The sequence below is a fragment of the Burkholderia sp. S171 genome (assembly GCF_009766085.1).
GTDB lineage: Bacteria > Pseudomonadota > Gammaproteobacteria > Burkholderiales > Burkholderiaceae > Caballeronia.
The window spans coordinates 209163-232005 of the sequence record NZ_LMUF01000061.1; the positions used below are offsets into that span (position 1 = coordinate 209163).

Genomic DNA, 22843 nt, shown 5'->3' on the forward strand with positions numbered 1-22843 from the left:
GGCCGCATTTCTTGGTGGGTTCGCGGCGTGGTCCGTCGTGCGTACACATTTGGTGGTTGGTTCACGCGGATAGCGCGGGGTGCACCGTGGGCAGGTTCAATTACTGGTGGCGAAGCGTGTCAGAACCTGTGTACGGAGAAGGAGGGTTTCACACATCCGACGCTCTGGCGAGCACCGTGCTTTTGGGGCACCTATGAATTAAAACTGCACGCTGTGGACACTTAGGGTAGAGCGGTTAAAAGCGTTTTCTTTGCTTCGTTTCTTTGTCGCTTTGGACAAAGAAATGACGTGCCGCCACGCACAGTGGCTAACAGTGATAAAGAAAAAATCCGACTCACGCAGACCGCTAACGCCGAAAGCAGCAACCCGGCACCAACCCCGACCGCTAACCCAGAACCGACCAACCCAGCACTGACCCCACCCCCAAACCCCAGAACCGCCCACCCCACCAGCCCCTTCCCGGCGCGAGCGAAAAACCAAAAATTATTGCCGCTCGATGGCCGGTGGCGCCCACGTCCCGTTCGACGCGTCAGGCTTCGGCGCATACAACCGGAACATCAACTGAAAATCACCATCCGGCGCCGGCAACCAATTCGACGCACGCGCCTTCGCAGGCGCCGCAGCCGACACGGAAATATCGACGGATCCATCACGGTTCTTCTTCAACCGGTCGCGGTCATTCAGCGAAAGCCGCAGCGCTTTGTCGTCGATCAACGCGCCATCCTTCGTATAGGCCGTCAACGTCCAGAACCCGCGCACCGGCGGCAACTGGTTCGGCGCAAAGTGCAAGATGTACTCGTTAGCACCGTTGAGCGCGTGGCCGTCGCTGTCGGAGAACGCCACCGGCTTCACCTCGTCGTCCTTCGTGCCAGTACCCAACTGACGCCGCGCCAGGAACGCGCGCAACGTGTAGTCAGTGTCGTAATTGCCGGCGCCATCGCCGAACCATACCCAGCCGTTACGGCTGATCGCGTTCGACGGAATGGTGTCCACCCGCGTACGGCCATCGGCCAGACCCGTCGCCAGCAAATCCGAATCGGCCGGACGGAACTGCACCGGCTCGCCCGCCTTCACGCCAAGATCACCCAGCAAACTAACGGCGTGCGGATCATTCGGCGCCGGCGGATTGTCCTGCAACGCTTTTGCAAGACGCGTGAAAAACGCGGTGGCATCGAGCGAATCGGCTTTATCGCCACCCGCGCCTGTTACCACCGTCGGCGTGCTGGCCGTCACGTTCGGCCACGCACTGCCGGCTGTGGCGGTGCTGGTTTTATCGGCGGAAGGCGCCTCTATGGTCATCGCCGTCTGCAGCTTGCGTGCCTCACGCACGTCGCGCTGGCCATTCACGCGCACACGAAGAGAAAGCCATACATAACGTGTCGGCGTTTCGACCCGCGTCACGCCGTCAGGCAGCGTTCCCGTATAACCCGCCGGGACAAACGCCAGCACATTGGCCTGTTGCGCCGCCAGCCGGGCCGCTCGCGCCGCCTTCCCGGTCAGCTTTTTCACCGGCGCGGCCTGATCCGGTCCGCGAGCGATGCTGGAGTAGATCACGTTGGTCCAGGCATCGAAGGCGCGGGCGTCGTAATAACGGCCGCGCGGCGAATTGGAAGGCACATTGGGAAGCGAGACCAGGACCGGTCCGCTGGAGACATCCAGCCAAGCGGTCGATTCAAGCGTATCCACGCTCGGCCGCCCCGACGCGCCAACCGGCGGCAGTGCCGTAGCATGCCGCAGTGTATTCACGGGCGCCTGGCCGGGCCGCGACGCATCGCCGCCCGTGACTTTCTCCCGTGCAATATCCGACACCACCAGCGGATATCCAAACACATAAGCGTCAGCAACCTGATCCTTACGCCAGCCATCCCCGCTGGTCGCAACGGGCGCCTGCGTCGCGCAGCCGCCAAGTACTGCCAAACTGCTCAAACCAGCGGCCATCCATAGCGCCGTGTACAACGAAACTGCCCAGCGTCGATTATTTTTCATTCGATTTAAGGATCTGTTTAAGGCTTTCACTTCGTTCGTCGAGTACGCGGGCCGGTCCTCGTTTCCCGGTCTTTTGCCAATCCGCGCCGCGGCGCTTAATCTATCTTGAAACCGGTTTTTATCTTATCCAATGACGATAGGCAAGGAGCGCGTAACGCCCTTGAACACCCCCGCCGGGGTTTCGGAAAGGTTTCGACCGGCCGGTGCATTGCGTAACATGATTTTTTTCGGTTTTTTTAGCCAGTTCTTTCTAATCCGTCCACGAGCCGCCGATGTATCTGCCGCCCTATTTCGAAGAAAAGCGCCCCGAGGTTTTACATCGGCTAATGGCTGACAATCCGCTTGCAGCCCTTGTCACGCATGGCGCGAACGGTCTCGACGCGAACCACGTGCCATTCGAATTCGACGCAGATCAGGGCGAACACGGCATTTTGCGCGCACATGTGGCACGAGCCAATTCTATTTGTCAGGAGATTGAGAGCGATTCTGACGCACTGGTTATTTTCCAGGCGGCGTCCGGTTATATTTCGCCAACTTTTTATCCGAGCAAGCAGGAAACACATCGGCAAGTGCCCACTTATAACTATCTGGTCGTGCACGCACACGGCCGGATCACAATCCGCGACGACGAGACTTTCGTGCGCGGCGTGGTCGCACGCCTCGCCCGGAAAATGGAAGCCGGCGAAGCGGCGCCGTGGAAAATGGGCGACGCGCCGCCGGATTTCATCCAGACCATGCTGCAAGCCATTGTCGGGATCGAAATTGAGGTTACGCGGCTCGTTGGAAAGGCGAAGCTGAGCCAGAACAAGGTGCCGGCCGACCGGATCGGTGCAATCAACGGCGTGCGTCAGCGCGAAACAGATGCCGCGACAGCGCTCGCCGACGCCATGTTCAACGCGCCTCCTCCTATTGAAAATACACCTTGACCTTCCAATCATTGGAATGTCGATACTGGTTGTATCGAGTTGAATTTCATGGCTCGCACTGAACCGGGAAGCCTTGTTATGTCCGCACCGTCTGTTCCAACTATCAATCCGGCTGCCGCCGAAGCTGCGTCCACCACCGCTGAGTTAGCTATCGGCGGGATGACGTGCGCGTCGTGCGTTCGGCGAGTCGAAAAGGCGCTGGCGAAGGTGCCGGGCGTGGGACACGTGTCAGTCAATCTGGCAACCGAAAAAGCGACCGTTCACGCCGAACCCTCCGTGTCGCGCGAGCAACTCGTTGCCGCCGTGACCAAGGCGGGCTACGAAGCGACGTTCATTGAACCGGAAGCCGCGCCTGTCGTCGCGCCCGCGCACACGGGTGAACTCGTGGCGGTGATCGTGTCCGCGCTGCTGACCCTGCCATTGGTTTTGCCCATGCTGAGGCTGGATCTTCATCTCGGCGTCTGGGTATCGCTCGCGCTCGCCAGCATCGTGCAATTCGTGCTCGGAGCGCGATTTTATGTCGGCGGCTTCAAGGCGGCGCGCTCGGGCGAAGGCAACATGGATCTGCTCGTGGCGCTCGGAACCTCGGCTGCGTGGGGCTTGAGCGTGTACGAACTGTTCGCGCATCCCGGCGAGTCCGCCCATCTCTATTTCGAGGCGGCGGCGGTGGTCATCACGCTCGTGCGTTTCGGCAAATGGCTCGAAGCACGTGCCAAGCGGCAAACCACGGACGCCATTCGCGCCCTCGACGCGCTGCGCCCTGAGCGCGCGCGAATCCGCGACGCGGCGACCGGGAATGAACGCGACATCGCGCTGGCCGATGTGCGCAACGGCGACGTGGCAATCGTGCGGCCAGGCGAGCGCCTGCCGGTCGACGGCCTGATTCGCGAAGGCCGCACGCACGTAGACGAATCGCTGATTACCGGCGAAAGCCTGCCCGTAGCGAAGGAAACCGGAGCGCGCGTGACCGCGGGGTCGATCAACGGCGAAGGGGTGATCGCTGTCGAAACAACCGCGACCGGCGCTGAAACCACGCTCGCGCGGATCATCCGGCTGGTTGAATCGGCTCAGGCGGAGAAGGCGCCTATTCAGCGGCTGGTGGACCGGGTATCGGCGATATTCGTGCCGGTAATTATTGTGATCGCGTTGGCCACGTTGATCGGCTGGCTGTTGATGGGCGCGGGCGTGGAAACGGCCGTGCTCAACGCGGTCGCGGTGCTCGTGATCGCCTGTCCGTGCGCGCTCGGGCTGGCGACGCCCGCCGCGATCATGGCCGGAACGGGCGTCGCGGCCCGGCACGGCGTGCTGATCAAGGACCCGCAGGCGCTGGAAATGGCGCATCGGATCAGGATTGTCGCCTTCGATAAAACCGGCACGCTGACTGTCGGCAAGCCTTCCATGACAGCGTTCGAGGCGGATGAAGGCGTGGATCGCGCAGAGGCTTTGGGGCTGGCGGCGGCCGTTCAGCGGCTTAGCGATCACCCGCTGGCGCGCGCGGTTGTTGCTGCCGCCGATGACGAGCGGATTCCGGCCATTACTGCTACCGCGAGCGATGCAAAAGCGGTCGCGGGACGTGGTGTCGAAGCGCGGGTGGGCGAGCGTCACCTGGCAATCGCCAGTGATCGTTGGCTCGATGAGTTGCGGCTGGTCGCGCCGAACCGGTTGGCTACGCGGGCGGCGGAACTGGAACAGCTTGGGAATACGGTGTCTTGGCTGGTGGAACTGGGCGGCGATGGTCGTTCAGGCGATTTGCAGCGCACACCCGCGAGTCCGCGCGTGCTCGCCCTGCTCGCGTTCGGCGACTCGCTGAAGCCCGGCGCACGCGCCGCTATCGAACGGCTGAGCGCGATGGGCATCAAGAGCGTCCTGCTCACCGGCGATAACGCCGGCAGCGCGGCCAGCGTCGCAAAATCACTCGGCATTGCACCCGATGCAGTTCACGCGCACATGCTCCCCGCCGATAAGGCCCGCGTGATCGCGGAACTGAAGGCATCGGCGCAAGGAGCGGTAGCGATGGCCGGCGACGGCATCAACGACGCGCCCGCGCTCGCCGCCGCCGATATCGGCATCGCGATGGCGACCGGCACCGATGTCGCCATGGAAGCCGCCGGCATCACGCTGATGCGCGGCGATCCGGCCCTGGTTGCGGATGCCATCGATATCGCGCGGCGCACGTATCGCAAGATCCAGCAAAACCTGTTCTGGGCATTTGTGTACAACCTGATCGGCATTCCGCTCGCCGCGTTCGGACTGCTCAATCCGATGCTCGGGGGCGCAGCCATGGCGTTCTCAAGCGTGAGCGTAGTGACGAACGCGTTGCTGTTACGGACGTGGCGTGCTCAGGCGGGTTTGGTGGCTGCAGATGCCGATGCCACCGCCCGCGGTCCCGACGGCAAGCCGATCACGCGGCCGGCATAACGGGCTTCCTTCGGCGCTTCTTTCGGCGCGTCGAGGAACATCGCTTCGATACGGCCGGCGATATCCGTATCGAAGGCTGCGGACTTCGCGCCGTTGGTGGTATCGACGTGAAGCAGCATTTGTTCGCTCGCCGCGATGGGCTCCGTTCCCTCGTCGGCGAACATTTCCATGTACAGGTGGACACGCTTGGCATCGAACGCGAGCACCGATGCCTCCACGCGAACCGCTGCGCCTTCCTTGATCTCGTGCAGATAGTTGATGTGCGCTTCGAGCGTGAAGAGCGAACGGCCGCGAGATGTGCGGCCGGCTTCGTCCAGGCCAATGCGGTCCATGAAGGAATCGGTCGAGAGGCTGAAGATCAGCATGTAGAACGCGTCACGGAGATGGCCGTTGTAGTCGACCCATTCGGGCCTCACCGTGTCGCGGTAGATCGTTCGATTTTGCGTCACTTTTACGTCACTCGAATGCCTTCGTTAGTCCACTATGCCGTGGCGGGATTTCGCTTCCGCAATAGCCGTCATCACGCTCGTGATGCAGTCGTCGCGATAACGCTCCAATTGCTTGATGGAATGCGTGCCCTGCTGATCCGTGGTCCCGTCCACCACGCGGTCGATAAGTTCGTCCGTGAGTTTTGGAGCAACCAGCTTGGTCCACGGCAATTCCAGCGCCGGTCCGAACTGCTGCATGAAATGACGCATGCCGGCCTCGCCGCCCGCGAGCGTATAGGTCAGGAACGTGCCCATGAATGACCAGCGAATGCCTGCGCCAAAGCGAATCGCATCGTCGATTTCGCCGGTAGTCGCCACGCCTTCGTTCACCAAGTGGAGCGCCTCGCGCCAGAGCGCTTCCAGCAAACGGTCGGCGATAAAACCCGGAACCTCTTTGCGGACTCTCAACGGGCGCATGCCTATCGATTCATAAAATGTCGATGCTGCTTGCAACGTTGCTTCCGACGTCTTTTCGCCGCCAACAACTTCCACCAACGGCAGCAAATAGACAGGATTGAACGGATGGCCCACGATGCAACGCGATGCGTCTTTGGCGCTCGCGTAGAAATCCGTCGGGAGCAAGCCCGAGGTCGACGACGCGATGATGGCTTCCGGTTTTGCTGCCTTGGATGCTTTCTCATGAAGCGTCAATTTCAGGTCTTCACGCTCCGGCGCGCTTTCCTGAATGAAGTCGGCCTCGGCGACGCATTCCTCGATGGTGGCAACGAAACGCAGCCTTTCCTGCGATGCACCCTCGGCCAGTCCCACTCGTTCTAGCGCCGGCCATGCGTTGGCGACGTTCGCCCTCAATTGCTGCTCGGCGCCCGGCGCCGGATCCCACGCTACGACGTCAAGCCCATGCGCTAACGCTCGCGATACCCAGCCGCCTCCAATTACCCCTACGCCCAACGCAGCAAACGTCTTGACTTGCATATACCGGATTCCTTATTAATTTAGCTTCCAACTTGCTTCGACGCTTCAGTATCTTGTGCCTGCTTTTAACTTGAATCCCCGCTTTCGCACTGCCTGCGTCGGCGGGTTTCAGGTTCGCGACTTTCCCGCCTTACGCGAACTGCTCGATCTTGCGGCGGTCAAGCAACCGCTCGCCGCGCGCCGGCAGGTTCAGCTTCTTTCTGCCTTCTGCCGGCGTCAACGCACGACCACCCAGACGCTCGATAATTTCTACCGCGCGCTGAACCAGCGTGCCATTGCTTGCATGCACACCACGATCCAGATAAAGGTTGTCTTCAAGACCCACGCGCACGTGGCCGCCTAATAGCATCGCCTGCGCGACCATCGGCATCTGCATGCGGCCGATCCCGAACCCCGCCCACTGCGCGCCCGCGGGCATGTTGTCGACCATCGACTTGAGCGTGCCTACGTCCGCCGGTGCACCCCAGGGGATGCCCATGCATAGCTGGAACAGGGGGGCATCGTCCAGCAAACCCTCCTTTTGCATTTGCTTCGCGAACCACAAATGGCCTGTATCGAAGATCTCGAGTTCCGGCTTCACACCCAGCTCTTGGATCCGCTTCGCGCCTGCTCGAAGTTGCGCGGGAGTGGATACGTAGATCGTGTCGCCATCGCCGAAATTCAGCGTGCCGCAGTCCAGCGTGCAGATTTCCGGCAACAACTCTTCCACATGTGCAAGCCGGGTCAATCCACCAACTAGGTCGGTGCCCGCGCCGAACTGCATGGGCGCTTCGCCCGCGCCTATTTCCAGGTCACCGCCCATGCCCGCCGTCAGGTTGATGATCACGTCCACATCCGACGAACGGATGCGATCGACCACCTCACGGTACAGCGCCGGGTCGCGGCTGCCGCGGCCCGTGCGTGGATCGCGGACGTGGCAATGCGCAACGGTTGCCCCTGCTCGCGCGGCCTCGATAGCCGCCTCCGCGATCTGCTTGGGCGTGACCGGAATGGCCGGGTGTTTGCTCGTGGTGTCACCCGCGCCTGTTACCGCGCACGTCACGATCACTTCATAGTTCATGTTGCGTCGTCCTTTCAAAGACCCAGATATTGCTTAACTGCCGGCAGGCCGTCCTTGCCGTCAACCGTCTTGACGCCTGCGAGCCAGGCATCCAGAACTTGCGGATTCTTCTTCAGATAATCCTTGGCTGCATCGGCGGGACGCACTTTGGCCATGACCGGAATCATCAATTGGTTCTCCAGTTGCGTGGTGAACCGCAGATTCGATACCAGCTTGCCGGCGTTCGGGCAGCGCGCCAGGAAGTCGGGGTTGGTCAGCGTATAGACGCGCGCTTCGCCGTAGTTCGGGCCGAACACCTCGTCGCCGCCGGACAGGTAATTCATCTTGATCTGGATGTTCATCGGATGCGGTTCCCAGCCGAGGAACACGACCCACTTCTTGTCGCGGACAGCGCGGTCGACTGTAACCAGCATGCCGGCTTCACTCGATTGCACCAGCTTGAAACCGCCCAGGCCGTACTGGTTGGTATCGATCATCTTTTGGATCTGGGCGTTTGCGCTGCTGCCCGGTTCGATGCCGTAGATCTTGCCGTCGAGGTCGTCCTTGTGCTTCGCGATGTCCTGGAACGTCTTCAGGCCTGCGTCGTATTCATAGCTCGGTACGGCGAGTGTTGCCTTGGCGCCCGAGAGATTTGGCGGGTCGAGCTTATCGATTTGTTTCGCGTCGATGAACGGCTGAACCGCCTTTTCCTGCACTGGCCACCAGTAGCCCAGCGAGACGTCGATCTGCTTGGTCTTCAGGCCCGCTAGCGAGATGGGCACTGAGGCCTGGGTGATCTTCGGGTCATAGCCGAGGCCCTGGAATACGACGGATGCGAGTGCTGTGGTCGAGGTGATGTCGGTCCAGCCGATATCGACGAATCGAACGGTGCGGCAGCTTGCGTCTTCCTTGCTTTGCGCGGATGCGCCGAAGGAGGTCAACGCGAGTAACAGACAGGCGAGCAGCTTTTTCGTTGTCGGGAGTGATGTCATGGCTTGGCTTCCTGTTCCGGTGATTTTTTGTGTGGGACAGACGCGTTCGGAGTTGTCCGACCGTGGGTAAAAGTACCGCCGCGTAATGGTGGGGAGGCGACCGGGTGCGACCGGGAGTTGACTATTAGCGACGGTTTTTTCGTTCGCACTGTTCAGGGGGTAGGGCCGGGGGTTAGCGGTCGGGGTTTGTGCTGGGTTGGTGCTTTCGGGGTTGGTGGTCTGCGTGAGTCGGATATTCTCTTTATCACTGTTAGCCACTGTGCGTGGCGGCACGTCATTTCTTTGTCCAAAGCGACAAAGAAACGAAGCAAAGAAAACGCTTTCAACCACGCTACCCTAAGTGTCCACAGCGTGCAGTTTTGATTCATAGGTGCCCCAAAAGCACGGTGCTCGCCAGAGCCACCGATGTGTGAAACCCTCCTTCTCCGAACACTGGTTCTGACACGCTTCGCCACCAGTGACTGAATCTGCCCACGGTTCACCCCGCGCTATCCGCGTGAACCAATCACCAAATCTGTACGCATGACGAACCACATCGCCAACCCACCAAGCGACTACGCAATGACGCCGCAAGCATGCGTGAGCCATATTCCACGAAAACGACCATCCCCACGCAGCCGACTTACCCAAAAAATAAGCCGTAAATATATGTTCAGCCATATGTCCCACTAAACTAGCCACGCAGACCACGCAGACGGTTCAGTCGACCTACCAAGAAACGAAGCCGCATATACGCGAGAGGCCGTCCTGGTTGCTTGGCAAGGGTGCTTGCCCGAGGGCACTGGTGGCGAAGCGTGTCTATGTCGGGATTCGCGAGAAGGAGGGTTTCACACATCCGGTGCTCTGGCGAGCACCGTGCTTTTGGGGCACCCATGAAATGGAACTGCACGCTGTGGACACTTAGGGTAGCGTGGTTAAAAGCGTTTTCTTTGCTTCGTTTCTTTGTCGCTTTGGACAAAGAAATGACGCGCCGCCACGCGCAGTGGCTAACAGTGATAAAGAGAAAATCCGACTCACGCAGACCACTAACGCCGAAAGCACCAACCCAGCACCAACCCAGCACAAACCCCGACCGTTACCCCCAGAACCTGACACCCCGCCCCGCCCCCCAATCAAGTGCGAACGAAAAACCTAGGTTTGGCCCCATTGCGCCCACAATTTCAGCTTGTTAGCGTGCTAGTCCGATTGCAAATCGCCCCCACCGTGTAATGCCCGCCACCGAAGACTTCCACTTCCTGCTGCTGCCCGAGTTTTCGTCCATCGGCTTCATGTCGGCCATCGAGCCGCTACGCGTCGCCAACCGCTTCCGTGGCGCACTGTACCGCTGGCACATCCTAAGCCTCGACGGCGGCCCCGTCTGCGCCAGCAACGGCATCTCGCTCAACGCAGAAAGCGCCCTGACCGACGTTGACGAAGCCACCAACGTCATCGTCGTCGCAGGCTTCAACCCGCTAAGCCGCTACACACGCGAAATGGGCGACTGGCTCCGCCGGATGGATCGCAAAGGCGCAACGCTGGGCGGTATCGATACAGGAAGTTTCGTCCTGGCCGAAGCAGGACTCCTCAAGCACGAGCGCGTGACACTCCACTGGGAAGCGGCATCGGCGTTCCAGGAACGCTATCCATCACTCACGGTCAGCCAGGAACTATTCGAAATCGATGCGCGGCGCATCACGTGCGCCGGCGGCACCGCGTCCATCGACCTGATGCTCGACCTGATCGGGCGCCGCCACGGTGCCGAACTCGCTGCCCAGGTCTCCGAGCAATTCGTGCTCGGCCGCATCCGGCAACGCTCGGACCACCAGCGCATGCAGATCGCAGCGCGCTACGGCATCCACAATCGCAAGCTGATCCAGGTGATCGGCGTGATGGAACAACACATGGAGGAACCCCTGTCGCCAGATGCACTGGCAGAGGAAATCGGCGTGACGCGGCGTCAGTTGGAACGCCTGTTCTGCTCGGCAATGAAAGACACACCTACGCACTTCTATCTCGGACTGCGCCTTGCACGCGCCCGCGAATTACTACAACAAACCGACATGTCCATTACCACGGTCTGCGTGGCATGCGGCTTCGAATCACCCTCGCACTTTTCACGCACCTACCGCACGCGCTTCGGCTCAAGCCCGCGTCAGGACCGAAGCTCGCCACGCGCGACGGCGCCCGTTGGGGACACCGTCGCGGCAGGCTGAAACAAACAGATAACGCTTAGAACGAGTGCCGAAGACCAATGCGAACATCGCTTTGGGTGCTCGACGTCGACGGCGTAAAGCTATAGCCGATCACCGCGTTCACACCACTCGATGCCTTGAGGTAATCGCCCGACACATAGACGTCGGTACGCTTGGACAACAGGTAATGCAGCCCGAGCGAGCCCATGTTCCACTTGTGGCCTTCAAACGCCGTGAACTGATAACCACCGTACAGGATCAACGCAGGCGTGAAGTTATATTCCGCACCACCCTCACCCACGTGCATGTGCGACGACTGTCCAAAGCCCTTGATCGTGGTGTAGGTGTAGTTGCCCAACAGCGTCAGGTTGCCGAGCGCATACGAGGACCCAATGCCGTAAGTCATCTGGCTGTCGACGTCGAACGCGGCGCTGCTGAACAGGTCGGTCACGGCGCCCGTTGCCGCGTTCGTGGTGGCAACGGTCTGGCCCAGGAAGGTCTTCGTGCCGATCATCGCGTACGGGTCGAATGCGTAGATACCGTTCGGATTGTTCAGGCGCGTAACCGCGGTGCCGATCGTGAAGTCGCCGTGCGCGTAATGCGCGCCCAAGCTGTATGCGCTCTTCTCGTGGAAATCACCCGAAACATTGCCGAACGAATACAAGCCGCCGAACGTCAGGCCGCTGATGTCGGGGGACATGTACTTGATCGAGTTCGGCAAACGGTCGCCGTTCATGCGGTCGAAGTCGCCCTGGTGGATCGCGTAGCCGCTGCCGAACGAGGAGATGTTGTAACCCTCCATGAACTCGTTCGTCAGGTCGAGCTGGTTACCCGCCGAGATCGTGCCCCACTGGTTCTGCAAGCCCACATAAGCCTGCCGGCCGAATTCCGCGCCGCCCTGGGCAAAGGTGCCGTTGCCCAGATGGAAGCCGTTCTCGAGCACGAAGATTGCCTTCATGCCACCGCCCAGGTCTTCCGTGCCCTTGAGGCCGAACCGGTTGCCGTAAGAGATGCCGTCGTCGAATTTGACGACATGCGAACCGCCCGTGTTGTTGACGTAGGTAATACCGGCGTCGAGGATACCGTACAGCGTCACGCTGCTTTGCGCGCGAACCACAGCAGGTGCGGACACGACGCCTGCGCTCAACGCTAGGGCCGCCAGCTTTACGGCATTTCGCTTCTTCATCGTTGATTCTCCCTGATACCCGTTTGCACGTTTCGTTGGACCAAGCGAGGTCCGCGCTGCTCCGGCGATGGATTGACATCGCGCAACGCTGCTCGCTCGAATTTTTATTGCAGAGACTGGCGTACTACAGTGATCTGACGCATGGGGCGCTAGTGCATGCATTGAGCTTCAAGCGCATGCACCAGCCTTGCAAAAGTAAGAGGCCATATTTACTGGGGCTCGACCTTTTGCGACGTAAATCTGTCCAGTTGCGACCCACTGTTGTTATTTGGAATCAAGCGCTGTTTGCACCGCTTCCCACGCATTTCCACCCGTTATCGTGGTAACGCCGTCGAGCCAACCCTTCACCAAATCCGGGTTGCGTTTGAGTGCCGCTGCAGCAGCGGTATCGACGTTGGTCTTGTTTTGAAGGACGTCCGTGATGATGCCGTTCTCCAGGTCGACGTTAAATGTCATCTGCTTGAAAAGGCGTCCCACGTTCGGGCATTCGCCCACGTATCCCGCCCGCGCGACCGTATTGACCGTCGCACCGCCAAAGTTCGGGCCGAAGTATTTATCGCCGCCATCGAGGTAGGTGAGATGGAACTTCGTGTTCATCAGATGCGGTTCCCAAGCAAGGAACACGATCCACTTCTTGTCGCGAACGGACCGTTCGACTTGCGTCAGCATGCCGGTCTCACTGGACTCCACCAGCTTCCAGCCATTCAGTCCGAAGGCCTTTTCATCGATCATCTTCTTGATGTTCTGATTCGCCGGCGCCCCCGGTTCAATGCCATAGATCTTGCCGTCGAACTTGTCTAGGTTCTTCTGCAAGTCGGCGAACGTGTGCACGCCGGCAGCCGCCACATAGTCAGGCACGGCCAGCGTGAATTTCGCGTTGGTCAGGTTCGGGTGCACCACGTCGATCGACTTCTCATCAAGGAACTGCTTGACCAGCGGCCCTTGCGCGGGCATCCAGTTACCCAGGAACGCGTCGACCTGGCCTTTCTTCAAGCCTTGGTACGTAATCGGCACTGAAAGGTTCGAGACGCTCTGCTTATATCCGAGCGCTTTCAACACGACCCCGGCCATGGCGTTGGTGGCGTCAATATCCGTCCAGCCCGGGTCCGCCATCTTCACCTGCTGGCAGCTTTGGGGCTCGGCGGCGACGACCGTACCGATGGATGCGCAGAGTGCCGCAATGCAGAATAGCGCGTGCTGTAAGGGCTTTTTCATGTTGGCTTCCTGTGAGTGGTGTGGTTTTGGTTGTAGTTCAGTGGCGTGGGCTTTAGCGCGTGACAGCGGGAAAACGCGCCATGGCTTCGAGCGTGTCGAGGTCAATGTGATTGCGCATATAACGTTGGCTGGCATCGACCGACGGTTGCCAGTCCCATGATTCGATACGGCCTTGCGTGGTCGCTTCGAAGTGAAATTGCCGGCGCCGCTGGCTTTGCACGACCTCTTCGCGCAGCGCGTCGAGATCCCAGCGGCCAGCGATTTCCTCGCGGAACAACGAGACGCTCGCCGCGTGTTCCGGCAGCGTGGCGAGGTTGGTGCGTTCCCATGGATCGTCTGTAACGTTGAAGAGCTGGTCGGGGTCCGAGGGCGTATGGATGAACTTGAAGTCGCCGCGGCGCAGCATCACGATCGGCGCAATTGCACCTTCAGCCAGGTACTCGCCGATGGCTTCATCGTGTGCTTGCGCATCGCCAAGCAGATGCGGCACGAGGCTGCGGCCATCGAGCGTATCGGGCCATTCGGGTCGCGGCGTGCCACGGCCCAGTTCCACCAGCGTCGGCAGCAAGTCGAGATGCGAGACGGAAGCGCTCACATGCGCCGCCTCGAATTGTCCCGGTGCGTGCACGATCAGCGGCACGCGGCAGCCGCCTTCGAAAAACGTCATCTTGTACCAGAGGCCACGTTCGCCCAGCATCTCGCCATGATCGGATGTCACGATCACGATGGTGTCGTCGGCCATGCCCGCCTGATCGAGCGCTTCGAGGATCGCGCCGAACTGCGCATCGACATATGAAATCGCGCCGTAATACGCATGGCGCGCGTTGCGGATCTGCTGGTCGGTCGGCGGCGTCTTGTCGGTCTCGCACACATAACGCAGGCGCTTCGAATGCGGGTCGGCAGCGTCCAGCGCGTCGCGGTACGCCGGCATTTGAATGTCTTCGTCGCGGTACATGTCCCAGTATTTCTGCGGGATCGCGTAAGGATCGTGCGGATGCGTCAGCGACGCCACCACGCAAAACGGCCGCTCGTCTTTCCCGGCTTGCCGCTCGCGCGCGATGTCGAATAGCTTCTGGCGCGTGGTGTAGGTCACTTCATCGTCGAAATCGAGTTGATTCGTGCGCACGCACGGCCCCGCATCGATCACCGAACTCATGTTGTGATACCAGCTCGGGCGCGTCTCGAAGTCGTCCCAGTCCGGCGTCCAGCCGAAATCCGCCGGATAGATGTCGGTCGTCAGGCGCTCCTCGAAACCGTGCAACTGATCCGGACCGCAGAAATGCATCTTCCCCGAGAGAATCGTCCGATACCCCTCCGCGCGCAGGTAATGCGCGAACGTTAATGTTTGCGAGGGAAATTCGGCGGCGTTATCGTAGGCGCCTATCGCCGAGGGCAGCTTGCCCGACAAGAACGAAAACCGCGACGGTGCGCAGAGCGGGCTCGCGCAATAGGCCGAATCGAAGACCACGCCCCGGGCCGCGAGCGCGTCCATGTTCGGCGTCTTCGTCACGTGATGGCCGTACGCGGACAACGCGAACGGCGTCATTTGATCAGCCATCAGAATAAGGATATTTTGTTTGCGTTTAAGCATCGGAGCAAGGCTCGAATAGAATCAGGAGGGTGGCGCAGAATGGATGGCATCGCACGGCGAACGGCCTGTGTCGCGCATCACTATTGCCGTTCAATTCGCGGCTGTGAAGAGAGCAAAACGTTATGAGCTCATAAGGGGGACTTATGTCGAGACAGGATCGTTTGCCGCCGATGCAGGCGCTGTCGATGTTCGAGTCCGCCGCGCGTCTCGCCAGTTTCACCGCTGCTGCCCGCGAACTGGGGTCCACGCAGCCGGCGGTCAGCCAGCGCGTGGTGCAGCTCGAGGAGAACCTCGGCGCAGCGCTGTTCGAGCGCGGGCATCGGGGGGTGACGCTTACCGAAGACGGCGTGCGCCTGTTCGAAGCGGTACGCCAGAGCCTCGACACCATCCGCATTGCCACGAATGACATTCGCGCACGCCACGCGTCGCCCGCGCAGCGCTCGCTCAATCTCCTGACTGACTTCGGCTTCGCGACTTATTGGCTGATGCCGCGCCTGTCGCAATTCAAGGCGCTGATGCCGGATGTGGATGTAAAGATCACCACTGCGCAAGATGTACTGGCCGCCGATCACGATCATGCGGATATCGTGATCGGTTTTGGTCACGCGACATCCGACTGGGCCGGACGCGGCACGGTCAAATTGTTTCCCGAGCAAGTTACGCCGGTGTGCAGCCCCGCATTCCTCGCGCGACACGGCAAGCCCGGTCATCCTTCGGATCTTGTTAGTCTGCCCTTGCTTCATCTTGAGCCCACGAACCCGGAGCGCTGGCTGTCGTGGCATGGCTGGTTCGCGGCGCACGGGCTGGGAGCGCCGCCCGCGCATCGCGGCATCACGTTTACCAGTTATGGCTTCGTCGCGCACGCGGCGATCATGGGCCAAGGCGTAGCGTTAGGCTGGGCGCCGCTGGTGGATGAACTCGTTGCGAGCGGCCAACTGATCGAGTTGTTCGACACACCGGTCACAACGGACGGCGGATATCTTTTGAATGCGCCACGCGCACAAACCACGGCCGTCTGTGCGTTTCGCGATTGGCTGTTGATTGAGTGCGGCGTGACAGTCTGAGACCGCCCAAACCAGCCTGACGCTCCGATACCAGCGTCACGGCGTTTAGCTTCTAGCCGCGGCGCCATGCAATTTGTTCTACTGCAACGTATGCGCGCTGCGTTCGCGGCGCTGCCATTCGCATAGTGGAGAACCGCATGGCCGGCAGCAATGTCACTAGTAGCGTCACTGACACCCTTTCTCATCAACTCGTGCTGACCGTGGCCTGTCCCAGCGCGGCGGGACAAGTTGCCGCCGTGGTCGGTTTCCTTGACCGGCATCAGTGTTACGTCGATGAACTCACCGTCTTCGACGACGACCTCAGCCAGCGCTTCTTCGTACGCTGCGTCTTCCACGGCGTGGATCACGATGAAACGCTGCAGATCGCCGCGTTGCAGCAGGAATTCACGCCTATTGCCGAGCGTTTCTCCATGACGTGGGCGATCCACAAGGTGGCCGCGCGGCCGAAGGTCCTCATCATGGTGTCGAAGCTTGAGCACTGTCTCGCGGACTTATTGTTCCGCTGGCGCATGGGCGAGCTGAAGATGGACATAGTGGGAATCGGGTCGAACCACCGCGATCTGGAACCGCTTGCCGTGCAGCACGGCTTGCCCTTCCATCACCTCCCTGTTACCGCCGATACCAAACCGGAACAGGAAGCGCGTCTGCTCGACTTGTTCGACTCATCCGGCGCGGAGTTGATGATTCTCGCGCGCTATATGCAGATCCTGTCGGGTGAGACGAGCCGCAAACTGGCTGCACGTGCGATCAACATCCATCATTCATTCTTGCCCGGTTTCAAAGGCGCGAAGCCTTATCACCAGGCGCATACGCGTGGCGTGAAACTGATCGGCGCAACGGCGCATTTCGTGACCGATGACCTGGATGAAGGTCCGATCATTGAGCAAGTGGTTGAGCGCGTGGATCACTCGTACAAGCCAGAACGCTTGCTGGCGACGGGGCGTGACGTGGAATGCATCACGCTTGCTCGTGCTGTGAAGGCGTTCATTGAACGGCGCGTATTTATCAACGGCGACCGGACGGTAGTGCTGTAACCAGCCGTTGAACAAAGGCTCCGAAAACGAAACAACGCCGCTAAAAAGCGGCGTTGTTTCGTTGAAGCTGAAACTAAAGCTGAAGCTTGGGGCTTTTAATTAGCAGTCCAGGTCGACACACGATCGCCATGCGCGCTCACCCACGCGTCGGCAGCAGCGGCCGGCTTTGCGCCGTTCGTGGTCGCCAGCATCACGCTGTCGATCTCGCCCGGTTTCCACTGGAACTTCTTCAGGAAAGCGACCACCGTAGGCGCCTTCTTCTCAAGTCCCGGATTCACTACGCTGTCCACGTGCTCGGCTTCACCGAACACCTTCTTCGGATCTTCCAGGAATTTCAGCTTGTACTTCGCGAACATCCAGTGCGGTTTCCAACCCGTCACAATGATCGGCTTCTTCGCGTTTTCCGAACGCGCCAGTTCCGCCGTCATCGCACTGCCCGAACTCGGCATTAACGTGTAGTCCAGACCATATGCCTTGATCGCTTCGCTCGTCTTCGACATCACGCCGGCACCTGCATCAATACCGACAATGCGGCCGCCGAATTCGTCCTTCTTCGCTTCGAGATCCGTCAGGCTCGTCACGTCCGCATCTTCCGGCACGATCAGGCCAATCTTCGCGTCAGGAAAGTTCGTACCGAGATCGACGACCTTCGTCTTGAAGTTGTCCCAATACGCGCCGTGCGTGACCGGCAACCACGCCGACAACGTAGCGTCGAGGTCACCGCGCGCCACGCCCTGCCACATCACGCCGGCCGCGACCGGTACGAGTTGCACGGGATAACCCAGCTTCTTCTCGATGATCTGCGCTGCCACGTTCGACGTGGCCACGCTGTCGTCCCAGCCTTCCACGTAACCGATCTTGATGGTCGGTTTCGCGTCAGCGGCAATCACACCCGCGCTGGTTGCCGCCAGCGCAGCACTTAAAGTGCTTAAAACAAGCAGTTTTTTGATCAGTCTCATTGTCGTACTCCCCTTTGCGGTCCACACCATTGAGGCTTTAGAATCACCGGCCAGAAATACGCCGACTGGTTATTTTTCGACATCCAGTTGTCTGGATGCGACCTCGTTTTATCCGGCTGCGTCGCCGGCCCTGATGAATACCCTACTTATCGACGACAAGATCCGTCAGCGGCTTGCTGCAACACAACAGAACCATGCCCTGATCGATCTCACGCTGGCGAATGCCGCCGTTATGGTTCATCTCGACTTCGCCGGACAGCAGCTTGACCTTGCACGTGCCGCACATTCCCTGCGTACACGATGCCGGCAAGCGCACGCCCGATTTCTTGGCGGCGTCCAGAACATGCTGCCCGCTGCCGCATTCGATCTCGCGATTACTCTTGGCAAAACTGACCTTGAACGTGGTCTCTACAGGTGCGGCAATGGGCGCGAGTTCAGGCGATGGATCAAAACCAACCGCACTTTCCCGCATCTCCGCGAATGTTTCGGTGGACCGCAATGCATCGGCCACATGCGTAGTCGTCAGTTGCGCAGCGACTTCCGCGATCGTCTCGAAGGAAAAACTTTCCTCGTGATAATGCGTGGTGTCGAAACCGCCTTCCGCGAGCAGATCGCGCACTGCTTTCATGTAGGGCGCAGGACCGCAGGTAAAGATTTCCCGTTCGAGGAAATCCGGCGCGATCAGCTTGAGCAAAGGCAGCGTGAGGAAGCCTGTCACGCCGGCCCAGTTTGTCCGTGCACCGACTCGTTCGCATACGAACGCCGTGCGGAAGTTCGTCTGGTTCGACGCAATCAAATCAAGCTCGCGCGCGAAGATGATGTCATCGGGCGTGCGTGCGCTGTGCACGAACACGATGTCGCGATCTTCGCCCAGTTCGTGATGCGCACGGCTCATGGACATCAACGGCGTGACACCCGATCCCGCCGATAAGAACAGGAACTTACGCGCCGGATGCCGTGCGCAGGTGAACTCACCCGCGGGTCCCAGCACGCGAACCTGGCCACCCGTCTGAAGATTGTCGTGCAGCCAGTTCGACACCTTGCCGCCCGGCACCCGCTTCACCGTGATGGAGATGGTGTGCGGACGCGTAGGCGGCGAGGAGATCGTATAGCAGCGATTAATGGATTCGCCGTCTATCTCCAGCTCCAGCGTGATGAACTGGCCCGGCTCGAAAGCGAAGGTCCGTTCAACCGGCGCACGAAAGAAAAAACTCTTTACGTCGTGCGTTTCCTGACGAACGTGGCAGCAGACGAGCGTCTCGTCGGTGTCGCTATCCCAACGGGCGGGAAGCGTGCCCCAGAACTCGGGCTGAGTCACTCGGTTCGGGGCAGGCTCGAACGTCGCCTGATCGCGCATCATCTGTTTCTCCGCTGTAGCTTTGAGTGCGACGTTTTGGTTCGCTTGTTTGCTAGATGAGCCTAGCGCTTGAACGACACGACTTTCTCGCCGTGCGTGTTTACGCTCGCTTCATCAGGCGTCTTCGCATAGTCGTCGAGTCTGCCGATATACCACTCGCAGAATTTCTCAACCAGGCCTTCCGTGAAAGGCGAGTAAGGACCCGGTTCGTATGCGCTGCTCGTCACGCCGAGTTGCGAGAATTCCACCAGCGCACGGTCCTGGTCGTTGGTCGCGCGCCAGACGGCGGTCAGGTTGTCGACGTTGTAGTCAATACCTTCCTTCGCGTCCTTGTGCACGAGCCATTTCGTGCGCACGAGCGTCTCGCCGGCCGACAACGGGATCACCGAGAAGCTCACAATGTGATCGCTCATGAAGTGATGCCATGAATTCGGCTGGGTCCAGAACGAGAGACCGCCGAGATCGGCTTGTTGGAAGCCGCCAAGCAATTTCTTCGACGCCACCTTGGCGTCCATCGTCTGCGACTCGCCGCTGCGATCGAGCGGCAAACGTTGTGTGCGAAAACCGCTGACAAGGTCAGCCAGCCGGTCGATTTCCTTCGACGGCAGGTTCATGGCTTCCCACTGCTTCGTGCGTTCTTCAACGGTCTTGTCGAAGGCGGCCATGGCCTCTTCATTGTCCGCGGAGCGCTGGTAACCGAAGCCATATTCGTACAGCGAGATGGTCAACTCAGGATGGTTCGCAACGCAGTGATAGCACTCGCGATTGTTCTCCATCGTGAGCTTCCAGTTGCCCTTTTCGATGATGTCGATGGCGGCGGCCACCTTGCAGTCGGCAAGGCCGTGCGGCAGCAAATACGGTTCCATTGAAGCGCGCAAGACGGCGAAATCGGCCGGCGGCGTTTCAGCGAGGCAGACAAAAATCAATCCCGCGAGATTCTCAAGGTGGATCTTCTTGAGGCTGTGCTTGCACTTGTCGAACTGCTCGCCCATGTGCTCGGCGAACATCAGGTCGCCGTTCAGGTTGTAAGTCCAGCTGTGATACGGGCACACGATATTGCCCAGCGAGCCCTTCTCCGAGCTGCACAGGCGCGCACCGCGATGCCGGCAAACGTTGTGGAACGCGCGGATCTGCATATCGTCGTCGCGCACGATCAGGATGGAATCGTTGCCGAGTTCCACCGTCATGTAGTCGCCCGCTTCCGGCACGTCCGGTTCGACCGCGACCTGGATCCAGTGCCGCCGGAAGATCGCATCCATGTCGAGCGCGTGGACTTCCTCGCTCGCGTAGAACGGCGCTTCCAGCGTGTGACCCTTCTTGCGGCGTTCGATCATTGCGCGAACGTCTGCGGAAACTTTCATCGTGTACTCCGTGTTTTGGTGCCCCGCCCGACCTTGAACGTGCGGGAATCGTGCGGGAATTTTCGTGTCGAAAATCAGTAATCGACGAGTTGATGCTCGCGCAAATACGCCAGGATCACTTGTGCTTTTTCGACGGAAGTCCCTTCAATTACGACGCTGCCGCCCCGGCTTTCCGTGGTCGTGGCCGAGAGCATGCGCGCGTGGCCCGAACGCTTTTCGGCCGCTGCCAGCCGCACGGGTTTTGCCGTTGCGGGCTTGATCGACCAGGGCACGCCTGTCCGTGTGTTGTCCGCGCTCACCCGCACCGGCTCAATGGCGCCCTCGCGCAGTTTTGCGTAGGCGTATCGCGGCGTGGCGTTGGCCATGGGATGCACCGCGACCAAGGCGGGCAAGCTTGCCTGCACGCGCCGGCGCAACCCTTTCGGCAGGAATTGCCGAACCGTGATGTGTGCGGGTTCAACGTCGCCTTCAATGTCAATATCCACAGCCGATGCAAGCAGCGCGAAACCCAATGCGTCAGCGAGCTGGTACGGCAGCATGCCGCTGTCTTCCGTGCCTTCCGCGCGCGTGCCGGTCAGCACAAGGTCGTACCCCTTCAAACGTGCGGTCAGTGCCGGCGTGATTTCATCTCCTGCGGCTACGGCCAGCACTTCCACCTTGGCCGCGCCCAACGCCAGATATTCGCGCAATGCGGGATTGGTCGGATCGCCCGCGTGCAGCACGTCGAGCGTCGCCTGATGTTGGGCGGCGAGCCGCGTTGCCAGCGTTAGCGCCGCGGCGTCGTTGCGGCTATAGCGCGCCGTTCCGCTCACCGGGTGGCGTCCAACCGAGACGAGGACGGCGATCTTGTTCAGGCGCTTCGTAGCCGATGCCGTTGTCCGTACGTTACTCACGCTAGTCAATTGATTGCTCCCCGAGCGTGCTTGATGAGATTCATGCGAGCGCTCCTTCCAGCTTCGCAGCGTTCGAGGCTGTGTTGCCGGACGTTGTGAGTGCGCCCGGGTTCGCACGCGCGTTACGCGCCGCAGCCGCCGCATCGGTCAACGCCGCGATCGTTTCCTGCGCGTCGCCGATGATCGTCAGGTTCGCGCGTTTTGCGATCGGTGCGCTCGCGTCCAGGTTCACCGCAATCACGTGACGACAATCCTTGATGCCCTGCAAGTGCTGCACCGCGCCCGAGATACCGAACGCAATGTAGATGCTTGCATCGACCGTCTTGCCGGTTGCGCCGATCTGTTTGTCGCGGGGGAACTTGCCATCGTCGACTGCGACCCGGCTTGCGCCGATTGCAGCGCCTACGGTGCTGGCGAGACGCTCGAATGCCGGAACATCCGTCACGCCATTACCCGCCGACACGATGAAATCCGCCTCTTCCAACGCAACTTGCGCGGCATCTATTTCTTCGATGCCCAGGTCTTTGTAAGGACTCGTTTTCTGGTGGTCTTCAACGAGGAATTGCTCTGCCGCGACCCGCTCGCCTGCGCCGACGAATGGCAACCTTGTATCGACCGCGTTCGGGGCAAGCAGGATTACGTCGGGAAGGGAGCGCGCGGCAAACGCCTTGCGCGCCTGGGTATAAACCGCCACGTGCATAGCGTCGATCTCGACCACATGCGTCACCACCGATGCCTTCGCTTGCGCCGCGTATCGGCGACCAAGATCGCCGTCGCCGGTCGCGTTATCGGGGAGAAAAACATGCGCGGGTGAATACGCCGCGACACACGCGGCGAGCGCATTCAGCGCGGCATCGGGAGCGAACGCACGACGATCGAACGTTGACATCTCGATCACCTTGTCCGCGCCGAGCGCAGCCACGTCGTCCTTCAATTCGCCGAGGACAAGCAATACGACTTGCGTTGTCGAGTCCGCCAGTAACGCGGCTGCGGCAAGCGTTTGCCGTGCATGGTCATCGAGTGAACCACGGTCGCTGTGCGCTGCCACCAGCAATGAACGTTGCGCAGTTGCTGTCGTACGACGTGGCTTCGCCTGTTCACGATGCCCGCCCATGGCGCCCGCTTGAACGTCCCCCGCCACGCCGACAAACCCCAGCGTAATGCGTTTGAGCCCTTCTGCCGTGATCGAAAATGGCCGACGCGGATCGATTCGTTTGATGGTATCCATTG

18 protein-coding genes are annotated in these 22843 nt (G+C 60.3%); 5 read left to right on the forward strand and 13 right to left on the reverse strand.

Annotated elements, in window-relative coordinates; genetic code table 11:
- Window positions 1-483: 483 nt before the first annotated feature.
- Entirely contained in the window at window positions 484-1986 is a 1503-nt protein-coding gene (locus GSQ93_RS34235; protein WP_158940345.1) for a DUF1254 domain-containing protein, read from the reverse strand.
- Between the two features lie 272 nt (window positions 1987-2258).
- Here GSQ93_RS34235 and GSQ93_RS34240 point away from each other — a divergent pair, with 272 nt between their 5' ends.
- Both GSQ93_RS34240 and GSQ93_RS34245 read left to right on the forward strand, forming a co-directional pair.
- Window positions 2259-2912: an FMN-binding negative transcriptional regulator gene (locus GSQ93_RS34240; RefSeq protein WP_158940346.1), complete on the forward strand. Its 654-nt coding sequence runs from the start codon at window positions 2259-2261 to the stop codon at window positions 2910-2912.
- Window positions 2913-2990: 78 nt separating this feature from the next.
- The gene (locus tag GSQ93_RS34245) at window positions 2991-5330 is read left to right on the forward strand and encodes a cation-translocating P-type ATPase (protein ID WP_254074209.1); all 2340 of its coding nucleotides are present in this window, start codon (window positions 2991-2993) and stop codon (window positions 5328-5330) included.
- Here GSQ93_RS34245 and GSQ93_RS34250 read toward each other — a convergent pair.
- The 4 genes from GSQ93_RS34250 to GSQ93_RS34265 form a co-directional block, all read right to left on the reverse strand.
- On the reverse strand, window positions 5252-5779 hold the full coding sequence (locus GSQ93_RS34250; RefSeq protein ID WP_158940347.1) for a thioesterase family protein: 528 nt from the start codon (window positions 5777-5779) through the stop codon (window positions 5252-5254). The genes GSQ93_RS34245 and GSQ93_RS34250 overlap by 79 nt on opposite strands.
- Before the next feature lie 24 nt (window positions 5780-5803).
- Entirely contained in the window at window positions 5804-6751 is a 948-nt protein-coding gene (locus GSQ93_RS34255; RefSeq protein WP_158940348.1) for an L-carnitine dehydrogenase, read from the reverse strand.
- A 130-nt stretch (window positions 6752-6881) separates the two neighbouring features.
- A complete protein-coding gene (locus GSQ93_RS34260) occupies window positions 6882-7811 on the reverse strand; it encodes a 3-keto-5-aminohexanoate cleavage protein (protein ID WP_158940349.1) in 930 nt (309 codons plus the stop codon).
- A 14-nt stretch (window positions 7812-7825) separates the two neighbouring features.
- Window positions 7826-8782 (reverse strand): choline ABC transporter substrate-binding protein, encoded by a 957-nt coding sequence (locus GSQ93_RS34265; RefSeq protein WP_158940350.1) that lies wholly within the window; start codon window positions 8780-8782, stop codon window positions 7826-7828.
- A 1208-nt stretch (window positions 8783-9990) separates the two neighbouring features.
- On the opposite strand from GSQ93_RS34265, the gene GSQ93_RS34270 reads away from it, so the two are divergent.
- Entirely contained in the window at window positions 9991-10974 is a 984-nt protein-coding gene (locus GSQ93_RS34270; protein ID WP_158940351.1) for a GlxA family transcriptional regulator, read from the forward strand.
- 16 nt (window positions 10975-10990) lie between these two features.
- On the opposite strand, the gene GSQ93_RS34275 is transcribed toward GSQ93_RS34270, so the two are convergent.
- The 3 genes from GSQ93_RS34275 to betC form a co-directional block, all read right to left on the reverse strand.
- The gene (locus GSQ93_RS34275) at window positions 10991-12139 is read right to left on the reverse strand and encodes a porin (RefSeq protein WP_158940352.1); all 1149 of its coding nucleotides are present in this window, start codon (window positions 12137-12139) and stop codon (window positions 10991-10993) included.
- A gap of 264 nt (window positions 12140-12403) precedes the next feature.
- A complete protein-coding gene (locus GSQ93_RS34280) occupies window positions 12404-13354 on the reverse strand; it encodes a choline ABC transporter substrate-binding protein (RefSeq protein WP_158940353.1) in 951 nt (316 codons plus the stop codon).
- 52 nt (window positions 13355-13406) lie between these two features.
- Complete coding sequence (gene betC / locus GSQ93_RS34285; RefSeq protein ID WP_158940354.1) at window positions 13407-14945, reverse strand: choline-sulfatase; 1539 nt, start codon at window positions 14943-14945, stop codon at window positions 13407-13409.
- 143 nt (window positions 14946-15088) lie between these two features.
- On the opposite strand from betC, the gene GSQ93_RS34290 reads away from it, so the two are divergent.
- Both GSQ93_RS34290 and purU read left to right on the forward strand, forming a co-directional pair.
- The gene (locus GSQ93_RS34290) at window positions 15089-16009 is read left to right on the forward strand and encodes a LysR family transcriptional regulator (RefSeq protein ID WP_158940355.1); all 921 of its coding nucleotides are present in this window, start codon (window positions 15089-15091) and stop codon (window positions 16007-16009) included.
- Window positions 16010-16146: 137 nt separating this feature from the next.
- Window positions 16147-17043: a formyltetrahydrofolate deformylase gene (purU, locus tag GSQ93_RS34295; protein WP_158940356.1), complete on the forward strand. Its 897-nt coding sequence runs from the start codon at window positions 16147-16149 to the stop codon at window positions 17041-17043.
- 95 nt (window positions 17044-17138) lie between these two features.
- Here purU and GSQ93_RS34300 read toward each other — a convergent pair whose 3' ends face one another.
- The 5 genes from GSQ93_RS34300 to GSQ93_RS34320 form a co-directional block, all read right to left on the reverse strand.
- Window positions 17139-18002, reverse strand: a complete 864-nt coding sequence (locus GSQ93_RS34300) for a glycine betaine ABC transporter substrate-binding protein (protein WP_158940357.1) — start codon at window positions 18000-18002, stop codon at window positions 17139-17141.
- A 142-nt stretch (window positions 18003-18144) separates the two neighbouring features.
- Window positions 18145-19362 carry a hybrid-cluster NAD(P)-dependent oxidoreductase gene (locus tag GSQ93_RS34305; protein WP_158940358.1) on the reverse strand — a complete coding sequence of 406 codons (1218 nt, stop codon included), beginning with the start codon at window positions 19360-19362 and terminating at the stop codon, window positions 18145-18147.
- Between the two features lie 59 nt (window positions 19363-19421).
- Entirely contained in the window at window positions 19422-20720 is a 1299-nt protein-coding gene (locus tag GSQ93_RS34310; protein ID WP_158940359.1) for an SRPBCC family protein, read from the reverse strand.
- A gap of 74 nt (window positions 20721-20794) precedes the next feature.
- Window positions 20795-21613: an electron transfer flavoprotein subunit beta/FixA family protein gene (locus GSQ93_RS34315; protein ID WP_254074214.1), complete on the reverse strand. Its 819-nt coding sequence runs from the start codon at window positions 21611-21613 to the stop codon at window positions 20795-20797.
- A 40-nt stretch (window positions 21614-21653) separates the two neighbouring features.
- Complete coding sequence (locus GSQ93_RS34320) at window positions 21654-22841, reverse strand: electron transfer flavoprotein subunit alpha/FixB family protein (protein WP_158940361.1); 1188 nt, start codon at window positions 22839-22841, stop codon at window positions 21654-21656.
- Window positions 22842-22843 lie beyond the last annotated feature (2 nt).